Origin of the sequence: Limnohabitans sp. DM1, from assembly GCF_001269385.1 — a bacterium.
Lineage (GTDB): Bacteria > Pseudomonadota > Gammaproteobacteria > Burkholderiales > Burkholderiaceae_C > Limnohabitans_A.
This window is the reverse complement of the sequence record NZ_CXOO01000082.1, coordinates 1-13,485: the sequence shown is the minus strand read 5'-3', so window position 1 is coordinate 13,485 and position 13,485 is coordinate 1. Positions and strand designations below refer to the sequence as shown.

6 protein-coding genes are annotated in these 13,485 nt (G+C 58.8%); 2 read left to right on the top strand and 4 right to left on the bottom strand.

All coding sequences use genetic code 11. The features are described from left to right. Positions 1-182, bottom strand: a 182-nt coding sequence (locus AMM33_RS22635) for a hypothetical protein (RefSeq protein ID WP_228768303.1), incomplete at its 3' end; no start/stop codon positions are given. Between the two features lie 168 nt (positions 183-350). Beyond that, on the bottom strand, positions 351-3,050 hold the full coding sequence (locus tag AMM33_RS21415) for a DUF637 domain-containing protein (RefSeq protein ID WP_090143245.1): 2,700 nt from the start codon (positions 3,048-3,050) through the stop codon (positions 351-353). A 54-nt stretch (positions 3,051-3,104) separates the two neighbouring features. On the opposite strand from AMM33_RS21415, the gene AMM33_RS22280 reads away from it, so the two are divergent. After that, a complete protein-coding gene (locus AMM33_RS22280; protein ID WP_194945676.1) occupies positions 3,105-3,521 on the top strand; it encodes a hypothetical protein in 417 nt (138 codons plus the stop codon). Beyond that, positions 3,485-4,183, top strand: a complete 699-nt coding sequence (locus AMM33_RS21405) for an integrase core domain-containing protein (RefSeq protein WP_194945675.1) — start codon at positions 3,485-3,487, stop codon at positions 4,181-4,183. Before AMM33_RS22280 ends, AMM33_RS21405 begins: the two co-directional genes overlap by 37 nt. A gap of 327 nt (positions 4,184-4,510) precedes the next feature. Here the strand turns inward: AMM33_RS21405 and AMM33_RS22275 are convergent, their stop codons facing one another. Both AMM33_RS22275 and AMM33_RS21395 read right to left on the bottom strand, forming a co-directional pair. Beyond that, positions 4,511-4,984: a hypothetical protein gene (locus AMM33_RS22275; RefSeq protein WP_194945674.1), complete on the bottom strand. Its 474-nt coding sequence runs from the start codon at positions 4,982-4,984 to the stop codon at positions 4,511-4,513. Positions 4,985-4,986: 2 nt separating this feature from the next. Next, positions 4,987-13,443 (bottom strand): hemagglutinin repeat-containing protein, encoded by an 8,457-nt coding sequence (locus AMM33_RS21395; protein ID WP_090143243.1) that lies wholly within the window; start codon positions 13,441-13,443, stop codon positions 4,987-4,989. Positions 13,444-13,485 lie beyond the last annotated feature (42 nt).

Below are 13,485 nucleotides of genomic sequence, written 5' to 3'. Positions count from 1 at the left end.
CACTGTTCGACTGGAGTTAAAGTGTGCTCGTCCGATCTTGGGTGACCGGCCAAGCTGGCGAAAAACGAGTCCAGCATCAGCTGCTGAGATTGAGAGCGTTGGCTGAGCAAAGCGCCCACGAGACAAGGCAGGGGCAGTTTGCGTTGGCGAACAAAGGCGGTGGACTGGGCACCTCGGGCCAAATCTGCAAAGGCGGTGCTGTGTATGAACTGACCCAGCTTGGCAAAGACAGAGGTCAGGTCATCAAGAGGCGATGACCCAAGGGTTAACCCTATATTTTCTTACCATGGTGGTTGTCATGTTGCGGCGAGAGAAAATAAGAAAAACTTCAATTAAATCAATGAGTTGCGTCAATAATTATATCTTAAGTTCGGTGGATTGGGTGGCGCACACACTGCGCTCAACTCAGCATAGGTTGTTGCTATGGAATCCTTCAAAAATACGCTACTGCATTCCCTGCCGATCAAGCAGGCTACGGCCTCTTTGTTTTGTTTGAAGTCCAGTTGGTCATAGGCGGCAATGATGTTGGCTTTGTCTTGCTCCGTTTTTGCCTTTTCAAGAGCGGCCTTCTTTGCATCGGCCTGCGCGTGAGTCAAATAATTGTTCTGCGCCGCATTCGCTCCCATCTGCGAAGCCACATTCACCGCAGCTGCACTGTCAGGTCCTCCAACAAGCGCACCAGCGGCCGCACTCATGGTGGTCGCCAGCTTCAATGCGCCTGCGCCATTCATGCCGTTTTCCATCGCAAACTTGGCACTCAACTCACCCACCACCGCACCCACTGCGCCTGCGCTGCATCCGCCGCTGTTGCCGGTAGTGGCCGCACCGCCCACGCATCCTGCCAGGGCATGCGCCATGGCTTGCGTGTAGGCGTTCAGTGCGGGGTTATCGCCTGTTGTTGCCGCACCAATGCTGTTGGCCGTCTGCGCCATGCCAGCCGTGATGAGCGCTGTGCTCAGTGCTCTGCTGAGGGTTTCTTCATTCAACGGCTTGCCGTTGATGGCGCTACTCACCACCGCACTGGCCATGTTGTTGGTCACGTTTTGCATCAGGTTGGCCGCGAACTTGTCCACCGCCTGCGTTGTGCTGATGACTTGTGCGTTCGCACCCGTTTGGCCTGTGGCCGTGGTAGTGCTGCCTAAGGCGTTCAGCACGCCTGCTGTGGCCATGGCCGTCAACACGTTTTTGACGTTTTGGCTGCTGCCCATGTCGCTCAGCGTCTTGCCAATGTCGCCGCCGTTGTTCACGAAGCTCACACCCGCACTTGCCGCCAATGCAGCAAAGCCTGCATTGGCGGCTGCGCCAAATGCGGTGCTGCCCATCAAGGTAGCTTGCGTGGCTGCCGTGGTGGCCGTGGCCGCTGTGCCAGCTGTGCCGCCCAACAGTTCTGCCCCCATGCCACCTGTGTACACCGCAATGGCAATGCTCAGCAGCGCCGCCCCCGCAGGCGTCAGCCCTTGCTGGCTGTAGCTCCACTGGTCGTGCGCCAGCTTGACTTGTTCCCATTTGATGTTGGGATTGCTCGCCAGGTCTTTGAGGTAGCCCAACCCAGGCTGCTGGCTCAGCGCTGCGATCTGGTCTTTGAGGTTCCCCTCGGGGATCTGCACCGTCGTGTTGATGCCGTTGGCAATGTTCAGCTGACCGTTGATTTGCGTCTGGTTGGCCGTTTGTGTGGTGCTGCCGTTGCCCGACTGCGCTTGCCACACACCGGCCGTTGTGGTCTTCTCCGTGTGGCTGGTCGTGGTCGTGTTGCTGCTGGTGCCCACAATCAGCTCACCAGGCTTGCTGGTGTCTGCACCTTCGCTGCGCACGATGTCAATCTTGGGCGCGGTCATGATGGCCCCCCGCACATCGGTCACCGTGCCTACTCCCACCTTGATCGCCTCTTGCGAGGTCAGCTTGGGGGCCAGCGCCGTGGTGTTTAAGCTGCTGTCGCTGCTGCTGCTGTTGCTGTAATTGATGCCAACGAAGCTGGAGCTGGTTCGGCTGTCGGCATTACTCTTGTGCTCTTCGTTGACCGCGTACAGCTTGGTCTGGTCCGCGCCTTCGACCTGCACGAGGGTTTGACCCTTGATGTCTGCGCCCAAGCTGGTGATGTTCTTGCCCAGCACTTGCACTTGGCCTGCTTTGACCTTGCTTACTTCGGCGGTTTTGTCCACCGTGGTGTGGTTGGTCGTGGTGGTGCTGCTTTGGAGCCCGCCCCAGCTGCTGCTGGAGCTGCTGGTGGTCCAGTTGTGCTGCTCGGTGTCGGTGTTGTAGCCCAGCTCTATGTCGCCTTTGGACTGCACCAGGGCTTTGCCGCCGGCGTTCACGTCCGTCGCGCTGAGCTTGACTGCTTGTTCGCCATAAATGGTGACCTTGCCACCGGCTTCGATCTGGCTGCGTTCGGTTTGCAGGCTTTGGCGCACGTCGCTGCCCGTTTGCGTGCTGCTGTAGGCTTGGCCGCTGGTGATGGCCACCGCCCCTGCTGCGCCCAGTGCGGCATCGCCGCCTGCACGCAGTTGCAGGCTTTGTGCACTCAAGTTGCCCAAGGCTTTGATTTGCGTGTTGCCGCCACTGCTCAGTTGCACGCCTTCGATGGTTTCTTTGTGCGTCGTTGTGCTCTGCTGGGTGCGCAGAAATCTTAAAAACCCGCCCTCACTCGATGGGTTGGTCGTGGTGCTGTCTTCACTGTTTTTGAGGGCCTTCAGGTCCACGCTGCCTTGTGTGGATTCCACCTTGAGGTCTTGCCCCGCGCTGAGCTTGCTGCCTTGCGCGGTGAGGTCCTTGGTGCTTTCCAGCGTCAAGAGGCCACCGGCTTTGACATCACTGGTGGTGTGGGTGGTGGATGTTGCGGTTTTTTGTTCTGTGGCCAGCAAGTTCATGGCGCATGCGCTTTGGAGCGTGGCGTTGCCTGCGGCCTGCAGCAAGGTGCGTCGGCTATCGTTGGCCGTACCTGCATTGACGATGACCTGTGCAGTCACCAGCAAAGGATTCAGAACATAGACAAGCAGGGCCGCTTGGGCAATGGTGCGGCGATAGCGGATCAGAAAATGGCTGGGCGCCAACATATAGTTATTTAAGTCTAATATTTACCGTATTTTGCCTTGATATTCAGGACAATCTTGGGCTTGGGCTTGGGCTTGGGCTTGGGCTTGGGCTTGGGCTTGGGCTTGGGCTTGGGCTTGGGCTTGGGCTTGGGCTTGGGCTTGGGCTTGGGCTTGGGCTTGGGCTTGGGCTTGGGCTTGGGCTTGGGCTTGGGCTTGGGCTTGGGCTTGGGCTTGGGCTTGGGCTTGGGCTTGGGCTTGGGATGGCAGATATGGCTATTCTTGAGGCGTCTGTTTCGCCCCGCCCGCCCTCTTCGCTCTGCCGTATTCGCCCGTCGCCCCAAAGCCTGCGCCCTGGTGACGCTGCGCGCAGACATTCGCACCCGCCGCAAACCCGACTGGCTGCGCCTTGAAGTCTTGCGCCTCAAAGCCCACATGCCCCGCGCTGGTTCCGCGCTGTGGCCCGCACCTTCAACCGATTGCATCCCGGCGTGAGTGTGGGCAAAACCTTTGTGGCCGATCTGATTGCCCGCCACCAGCAAGAAATCGCCGATCTGCGCCGTCAGATCCGTTCGGCCAAGCCCCGCGCTGTCACCGTCAATCGCACCTGGGCCATGGACATGACGTTCTTCACCGACACGCAGCACATTACCCATGCGGCCATTGGCATCATCGACCACGGTTCACGCGTGGCGCTGCGTTTGCAGGTGCTCACCCGGCGGTGCAGCTGGAGCATGTTGGGGCATTTGTGCTTGGCCATTGCCCAGCATGGCAAGCCCCGAAAACTGCGCACCGACAACGAGGCGGTGTTGAACAGTTGGCTGTTCAACTCGTTCTTGAAGATCGTTGGCATCCAGCACCAAACTACCCAGAAACACGCCCCTTGGCAAAACGGCAGGATCGAGCGTTTGTTCGGAACGCTCAAGCCGCTGCTCAAGCAACTCGTCATCCCAAGTGGGGGTGCACTGCAAGGCGCGCTCGATGAGTTCATGGTTTTCTACAACCACGTCAGGCCTCACCAAAACCTGCACGGGCTCACGCCAGTCGAACACTTTGCAGGGCTCAGGCCAACAGACATTTGGCAAATGCCGATCAAGGAAGTCAAGCCAGTGCAAGCCCTGGCGGGGTTGATGCGTGGCTACTGGATCAGGAGGTAGATCACCCCAAACAAGACTTCAAACCAACGCCAACAGCACTGTCCGCATCGGCCAGGGTCAATGCCTGCGTGCGTGTCGGGTTTTGCACAAAGAGCAGGCACTGCGCAGTCAAAAAAGTGCAACAACCTGATCAAAAACCAGCCCCGACAGGCTGATCTTTGAAAAAACAGGGCTTGAAATTCAGCAATATGACTGTTCCGGACAGTCGGACATGACACCGAGAGGCTAATCTTTGAAAAAACAGGGGTCGCAATTCCACATGAAAACTGTTGCGGACACTTGGAAATGACACCCACTTAAACACCTGTCCCAAATTTGGGGTCCACTTCAATCCACTTCACCCGGCCTATCCGCAAACCCCGCCTTAGCCAGCGCATCCATAGTTTTTTGTTGTTTTTTATTTAGCTTCTTATTCTTGAAGCTTGCCTCAAATTCAAGTTCGTCTTCCTGCACATTCCATTGCCTTGCTGGCGAAAATTCGCCCCCCTCCATAATTGGGCACCAGCCAATCGAACTCTTAAAAAAAGACAGATCCACGATATCAAAAACATGTTCTCCTTTTTTCGTCAGCGTAACCATGCCAAAACAATAGTGCGAATACTGACCACCCGCACCAGCATCAGCACGCTCATCGATCACTCTTTGAGTCCAGCCCTCCACAACCCCTGTAGCCTCGGGCAAAGGGTCTTGAAACAGCAGTTCAAACGAACTACCGCTAACTCGACAAAAGCAAGGAATGTTCTTTTGTTCAAGCAAACCTTGAACAACAAGGTTGTCCGGCAATTGGATTTTTAGCAACACTTTTATCTCCTAGGGGGCACTGGTGCTGTCGCAGGCTTTGGCACGATAACTTCACCCGTGAAGCTCTTGTTAAACGTAGCGACAGGACTGAAATATTGTGCACCTTGTGGATCGCGAATTGCGACTACTTGCACGCCATTTCGTGTTGTAACTCCATCAACCACCACAAAGTGGGAGAAATCACTTACACCTGGATCGGCAACACGAACGACCACAGGGGTACCATTTTCTGTATAGCGTGCCAAATCACTCACGTTACGCCTACCTAGCGCGATCGCATCAACACCCTGGGATTTCATCAAGGTCGCGACATCAGTCGAGAGGATACCTTCTGCGGTCGGTGGAATTCTTTGAATTAACGTTGCAACATCAACGGGTCTACCCATCGTATCCAACGCCATACCGCATGAATTTGCGCCGCAAGTAGGAACATTTCCTTGATTCAATACCAACCGATCACCGTTCCTTGGCATCGCATCTGCAAGCAATGGATTCTTGACTCCTCCTGCGGCATCAGCGGCTATCACGCTCCCAGATTCCCCATTTGCCCCACTACCCCCAACCTTCGCCACTGCGGGCGAGCTCATGGAATTCAACTTTTGTAATGCTGATCTGGCAACAGCAGAGTCTGAGGAATCCAATGCAACTCCCAACTCAATGAATTGCTTTGTAACCAGATCCCTTTGCGCTGGTGTCAATGGCGTTGCTTGCTGACCTGCTTCGTTGGCCGCCACTTGAAGTGTCAAGTAAGTGGTCAATGCCGCTTTGCCATACACCGCCGCACCTGCGCCATCACCTTGCTTGGTCAGCGCACTTGCAATGTCCCCCAAATCTGAATAAGCAGACTTGAGCTGCTCGTAAGCTTGTAGTTTTTCTTGAGCTGTCGTTGCCAATGCGTAGGCATCTTTAGCATTCGTCGCACTGACCAGGGCCTTGGTTTGTACCGCATCCAACTCTTTGAATGCTGCATCAATGTTCGCAATGTCTTGTGGATTTTTCGCTTGCTGTTTCAACAAATCTTTGGCTTGTTGTTGTTTTCCCGTTAGGGCATTGTTTGCCGCCGCATTCGCCCCCATCTGCGAAGCCACGTTCACCGCAGCCGCACTGTCAGGCCCTCCAACCAGCGCACCCGCTGCCGCACTCATGGTGGTCGCAAGTTTGAGTGCACTACCTGCATCCATTTTGTTTTCAGTAGCAAACTTCGCAGTCAACTCCCCCACCACCGCACCCACCGCACCTGCACCGCATCCGCCGCTGTTGCCAGTGCTGGCCGCACCGCCCACACAACCGGCCAGGGCATGCGCCATGGCTTGCGTGTACGTGTTCAGTGCGGGGTTATCTCCTGTTGTTGCTGCACCAATGCTGTTGGCCGTCTGTGCCATGCCCGCCGTGATGAACGCTGTGCTCAGTGCAGTTTTTAGCGTCTCTTCGCTGAGTGGCTTGCCATTGATGGCGCTGCTCACCACCGCGCTGGCCAGGTTGTTGGTCACGTTTTGCGTGAGGTTGGCTGCGAACTTGTCAAGCGCTTGTGTTGTGCTGATGACTTGTGCGTTCGCACCCGTTTGGCCTGTGGCCGTGGTAGTGCTGCCTAAGGCGTTCAGCACGCCTGCTGTGGCCATGGCCGTCAACACGTTTTTGACGTTTTGGCTGCTGCCCATGTCGCTCAGCGTCTTGCCGATGTCGCCGCCGTTGTTCACAAAGCTCACCGCTGCGCTAGAGGCCAGGGCGGTCATGCCTGCCGTCATCGTTGCGGCTGTTGCGCCTGTGAAGCCCCACGATTGCACCAGTCCTGCAGCCGATCCACCGCTTGCCACGGCCACTGCAATGCTCAGCAGCGCCGCCCCCGCAGGCGTCAGCCCTTGCTGGCTGTAGCTCCATTCGTCATGGGCCAGCTTGACTTGTTCCCATTTGATGTTGGGGTTGCTCGCCAAGTCATTGAGGTAGCCCAGACCAGGCTGCTGGCTCAGCGCTGCGATCTGGTCCTTGAGGTTCCCCTCCGGTATCTGCACCGTCGTGTTGATCCCCGCCCCAATGTTCAGCTTGCCGTTGATCACGCTCTGGTTGGCCGTTTGTGTGGTGCTGCCTTGCCCCGACTGCGCTTGCCACACGCCCAAGGTGGTCGTCTTTTCTGTATGGCTGCTCTCTGTCGTATTGGTGCTCACGCCCACAATCAGCTCACCGTCTTTGCTGGTGTCTGCACCTTCGCTGCGCACGATGTCGATCTTGGGCGCGGTCATGATGGCCCCCCGCACATCGGTCACCGTGCCCACACCCAGCTTGATCGCCTCTTGCGAGGTCAGCTTGGGGGCCAGCGCTGTGGTGTTCAAGCTGCTGTCGCTGCTTTGGCTGTTGCTGTAATTGATGCCAACGAAGCTGGAGCTGGTTCGGCTGTCGGCATTGCTCTTGTGCTCTTCGTTGACCGCGTACAGCTTGGTCTGGTCCGCGCCTTCGACCTGCACGAGGGTTTGACCCTTGATGTCTGCGCCCAAGCTGGTGATGTTCTTGCCCAGCACTTGCACTTGGCCTGCTTTGACCTTGCTCACTTCGGCGGTTTTGTCCACCGTGGTGTGGTTGGTCGTGGTGGTGCTGCTTTGGAGCCCGCCCCAGCTGCTGCTGGAGCTGCTGGTGGTCCAGTTGTGCTGCTCGGTGTCGGTGTTGTAGCCCAGCTCTATGTCGCCTTTGGACTGCACCAGGGCTTTGCCGCCTGCACTCACGTCAGTGGCACTCAACTTGATCGCTTGCTCGCCATAAATGGTGACCTTGCCCACCGCTTCGATCTGGCTGCGTTCGGTTTGCAGGCTTTGACGCACGTCGCTGCCGGTTTGTGTGCTGCTGTAGGCTTGCTCGCTGGTGATGGCCACCGCCCCTGCTGCGCCCAGTGCAGCATCGCCGCCTGCGCTCAGTTGGAGGCTTTGCGCAGTCAAGTTGCCCAGGGCTTTGACTTGCGTGTTGCCGCCACTGCTCAGTTGCACGCCTTCGATGGTTTCTTTGTGCGTCGTGGTGCTCTGCTGGGAACGCAGAAATCCTAGAAACCCGCCCTCACTTGAGGTGTTGGTCGGGGCGCTGTCTTCACTGTTTTTAAGGGCTTGCAGCTTGACGCTGCCACCGGTGGATTCCACCTTGAGGTCTTGCCCCGCGCTGAGCTTGCTGCCTTGCACAGTGAGGTCCTTGGTGCTTTCTAGCGTCAAGAGGCCACCGGCTTTCACGTCACTGGTGGTGTGGGTGGTGGATGTTGCTGTTTTGTGTTCTGTGGCCAGCAAGTTCATGGCGCCTGCGCTTTGGAGCGTGGCGTTGCCTGCGGCCTGCACGTCGCTCGCTTGCAGTGTCAAATCGCCTCGGGTGGTCTTGAGCTTGAGTTCGCCCCCGCTTTGCAGCTGGCTGTTGTCCAGTTGGGCGCTGGCGGCCTTCATGTCCACACTGCTTTGGCCTTGCACATCCAAGTTTTGCGCCTGAAGCTGTCCACCCGCTTGCGCGAGCACGTCTTTGGCCTTGACTTGGGCGCTCTGCAGTTGCATCGCTGAGCCGCTTTGCAGCTTCGCCTCTTGTGCCGCCTGCACTCGCAAGGCGTTTGCCTGGAGGTCTTGTGCGGCCAGCACTTGTGTGGCGCCCCCGCTTTGCAGTTGCACGCCTTGTACGTTTTGGCTGTGGATGTCGATGCGCTGGGGTTCAGGCTCGGCCTGTGCTGCCTTCAATAGGCTGAGCAAACGGGCAAATGGACTGCTTGGCAAGTTTGCTTGCGCTGTGGCGGCTGTCTTGGCTTGGGGCACAAGCACGTTGGTGGCGTCTTCTGTGTTCGTCACCGCTTGCAGGTCCACGCTGCCGCCGGTGGATTCCACCTTGAGGTCTTGCCCCGCGCTGAGCTTGCTGCCTTGCACGGTGAGGTCCTTGCCGCTTTCCATCGTCAAGTTGCCGCCGGCTTTGATATTGGTGCTCTCAAACTTGACTTCGTCTTTGCGGCTGCCGTCTTGGCGCACCACGTGCGCTTCGTGCTTTTGCGCAAGCAAGTTGAGCTCGCCTGCGCTCTTGACGGTGGCGTTGCCCGCTGCGCTGATTTGGGTGGCCGTCAGGTTCAAGTCGCCTTGCTTAGTCTCGAGCTGCAGCCAGCCTGCGCTTTGCACGCTGGCGTTCTTCAGGTCCACGCTGCCGGCCACGATGGCCACACTGGTGCCGCCGCTGTAGCTGCCGCTGCCGCTGACTTGCCCGCTGGCGTTGATGCTCAGCAGCGTCTGCGATTGGATGGCGGCCCCTTCTTGACGCACGTCTTGGGCGGTGATGCTGACCTCACGCCCAACGATGAGCGCGCCCACGCCTGTGGGGGTGTTGGCCGGGTCGTTGCCGGGTTCCTTGTGCGCCAGGTAAACCTTAGGCACCAGCACGCGCTGGCCGTCCACTTCTTGCCATTCGGGCCAGACCATGTCTTGCGTCAGCGCCGCTTGTTGCTGCTCGTTCAAGGCTTGGCCTGCAGCCAGGCCCAGTTGCGCCCCGGCCAGCACGCCTGCGTCCATCAGGCCTTTCATGAGGTCGTAGTCGCTGCTGGTGCCGGCCACGATGTATTTGCGCCCAGTCATGGCGTACAGCTGCTCTTGCACCAGCTGGGTTTCATACCAAGCGTCACCCAGGCGTTTGGCCACCCCAGGCAGCAGCCCAAGCCGGGTCATGAGGTAGTCCGAGCCCAGGAACTTGTTGTAGACGGTGTTTTGCGTGCCCGTCTCCAGCGGGACGAGGTCTGTGCGCCCACGGATCAGGTAGGGCGATGCGGCTGGCGCGGTCTCAAACAGACCCGTTTTGCCGTCGGGCAGCTTGAAGCGGCTGAAGTCAAATTGGCCGTAGGCGGTCAGCACCAGGTTGTCGCTGAGCAGCCTGGCGCTGGGCAGCTGGCCCGGCTGGTTGCTGGTGGCGCTGGTGTTGGCGTCTTTGACGATGCCAAATCGGTCCACAAAGGCTTTGGTCAGGGGCGATTGGGTGCCGGAGCGTTCGTCCACGATGACCACACGGGGGTCGTTGGACAGGCCTGCAAAGCCGTCGCGGGTGTCGGTGGTTTTGTTGTTCAGGACGATGGCTTTGAGCTCGGCCACGCCGCCGCTTTCAATCAGGCCGCCCCAGCTGTCAGCGTAGCGCACGGTCTGGTGACAGTTAAAGCAGGCCGCTTTGACGACCATGTTTTCTGTCTGAATGGCGCCGTACGAGGTGTTGTTCAGGGTGTGTGCGTCGATCTTGACCTGGTGCCAGGCCGAGAGGGTGCCGTAGTCGTTGCCCACGGTTTGGGCTTTGATGCTGAGGGTTTTGCCCGAGAGGATTTCTGCCTTTTTGCCATCGGCATTGAAGGTGTCTGTCGCTCGGGTGGTGATGTTGTTGGCGTCGCGCAGGTGTTCGACGTTACCGCGCTGGTTCACGCTGGGCAGCACGGCACGGTTGGTGACGGTGTCGGCGGCGATGGTGATGTCGCCTTGCGCTTCGATGCGGCCGGCATAGTTGAACAGGCTGCCTGCGCTTTGGCCAATTTGCCCCGTGGGTACGCCTTCGATCTTGAGGTCACCCATGCTGTAGATGCGCGCCTGGTTGTTGACGATGTCTTGGCCTTGCAGGGTCATGTGGCCGCTGCTGAAGATGACGGTGCGGTTTTCCAGTTGCGCTGTGGCTTTCAGGGTGACGTTGCCACCCGACAGCGTGCCTTCGTTGAGCAGTTGCCTGCTGGCAATGTCCAGGCTGTTGGTGCCTTGTATGGCACCGCTGTTGACAAGGACCAATGCGCCGGGCTGGCCAGGCTGACCTGTGCCCTTCAGTTGCGTGGCCGCGCTGAACAGGGTGCCGGTGTTGTCGATTCGGTCGCTCTGGAGAGTCAGGCTTTGGCTGCCCTCAATGCGGCCCGTGTTGTGCACTCGGCTGGCCTGAAGGGTGGTGTCTGTGGCCTGGATGAGGCTGTCTGCTTCGATGTTCTGGGCGCTGATGGTCAGTGTTTTCTGGGCGCTGATTTGGTTGGCCCAGAGGTTGCCGTCGGTGGTGATCTGGATGTTTTGCGCCTGGATCTTGCCTTGTCGGTTGTCAACGCCACCGGCGCCGATGGTCATTTGCAAGTCGCCCGCAGCCTGGATGACCGAGGGTGCGCGTGTCACGGGTGCGGCTGTGGGCGTGGTCAGTTGCAGGTCGGTGGGTTTGGCAACGTCTGGCGCCGAGGTGCTGCTGCTGCCGCTGCCCACGGGTTTGACTTCTGCGCTTGCGCTGTCGTAGGCGGTTTTTGCATCGGCTTGGGCTGCATCTGCAGCGGCTTTGTTGGTGGTGGCAGTTAGTACGTCCGCTTTGGCTTGGGTCACAGCGGTGGCGGCCTTTTGGTCTGCCGTTTTGTCTGCGCTGACTTGGGCTTGCGCCAGCGTCACCTGGTCTTGCGCGTCTTTGGCGGCTTTGGCCAGCGTGGTGTCTTGCGGCGCGGCGTCTGCTGCGGTTTGTGCGGCTTTGGCTTTGTCTTGGGCTTGCACCAGTTTGGCTTGGTCGGCGGTCAGCTGACTTGCCGTGCTGGTTTTTTGCGCGATGGCTGTTTGTTCGGCCAGGGTGGCCGCCGTCAAGGTCGTGGCGGCCGTTGCAGCGGTCGCAGTGGCTGAATCCAACGCGGCTTTGGCTTTGGTGACCTTGTCTGCAGCAGCAATGTCTGTTTGCCAGTTGTAAGGGGTGCTGTTGCTCGTACCGGTGCCGCTGGTGGCCTTGCTTTTGTCCATGAAGCTCAGGCTGCTGGGCTGGCTCAGCTGTGGGTCGCCGGGGTCGGTGATGACAGACTGGGCTTGGATGGTCACGTTGCCGCTGCTGCTGATTTGGCCCTGGATGTTGCGCAGTTGCCCGGCCGTGGGCGTGCTCGCTTGGGAGTTGGCGGTGATCCGCAGGTCCATTTGTGCGGGTATTTGCACAGGGCTTGTGCCTTGCACGGAGGTGGCGTCAGTACCTGCGGTTTGCAAAATCTTGCCGCTGTTGTTGCTCAAGTCACCCGCTTCGATGCGCAGGACACGGCCCTGGCCTTCGATGTGGCCGTTGCTGTTGTCCAGCGCCAAGCCGCTTGTGATCTGCAGTTGGGCGCTGGCGCCTTGTTGGACGATGCTGCCGCTGCGGTTGTCCAGGTTGCCTTGGGTCGACAGGGCCATGTTGCCTGCAGCGTTGCCGATGGTGCCCGAGCGGTTGTCGAGTTGTTCGGTGATCAGCGTGATGTCACGCTGGGCCAGCAAAGCGCCACCGGCGTTGTTCAGCTGCTGGGTCTGGATGAACAGGTCTTGCCCTTGACTTGTGCCTTGTGTCGTCGCGCCTTCTGTCCAGGTGGTGATCTTGCCGCTGTTGTTGATTTGCGCCATGTCAGTCAGGCGGATGTTTTGAGCGGCCATGACGCCACTGTTGTCCAGCGTGGTGGGGCTGGTCAAGCTGGTCGCAGCGCTTGCAGATTGGGCCGCCCCTGTCAGGGTCAGGCTTTGGGCTTCGATGCTGCCGCTGTTTTGCGTGCTGGCCGCTTGCAATGTGATCAGCTTGGCAGCCAGTGTGCCGCTGTTGTCGAGCTTCTGCGCTTGGCTGATTTCTAATGCGCTTTCACTGCGCATCACGCCGCTGTTGGTCACTTCTGTGGCGTGGAGGGTGGTTTTGTCGGTGGCGATGATGTCGCCAGCATTGGTCAGCGTCAGGGCGTTCAGCTGCGCTGCGTTTTGCGACAAGATGACGCCGTCCTTGTCGTTGCGCAAAGCCCCGCCAATTTGCATTTGCAAGCCAGCCGCACCGGCTGTGATGCGCCCGCTGTTGGTGGCGTCACCTGTGGTCTGAATGCTCAGATTTTTGGCTTGCAGCGCCCCATCGTTGTTCAGTCTTTGGGCGATCACTTGGGCCGTGCTTTGCGAGACGATGCTGGCATTCTTCTGGTTCTGCAGCGAGCCGCCCGCGTCCAACACCAGGCCGCCATCTTGGGCTTTGATTTGGCCTTGGTTGGTCACATTGGCGCTGGTTTTGACGGCCACTTTGTTGGCTTCGATCAAACCGGCGTTGACGACTTGCGCCGCGTTGATCTGCACCTGGCGTTGCGACAAGATTTCAGCGCCACTTGCATTGCGCAAGATGCCGCCCACTTGCATGTGCAGGCCTGCGTCCAGGGCTTTGAGGTGGCCGCTGTTGCTGGCGTCTTCGCTCACGGCAATGTGCAGCTGCTGGCCTTGGGTGGTGCCCGAGTTGCGCAACTGCGCGGCTTGCAAGTCGACCGTTTGTGCAGAGATCACTTGGCCCGCTTGTTCCAGCGTTTGGGCTTTGAGCTGAACCCCGGCATCGCCTTGGGTGTTGCCTTTGTGGGTCAGCGTGCCATCGCTTTGGATGGCGATTTGCCCAGCACTGAGCAGTTTGCCGTCAATTTTGACGCCCACGCCTTCGCCCGTGGCGACAAGGCTGATCTGGTTGGCATACATGCCGCCCAGAACGCCCCCGCACCAGCCGCACCTGCTTTTCATCGGCAGAAACCCACAGCAAGGGAAATTGGTCCGGCTGCACCT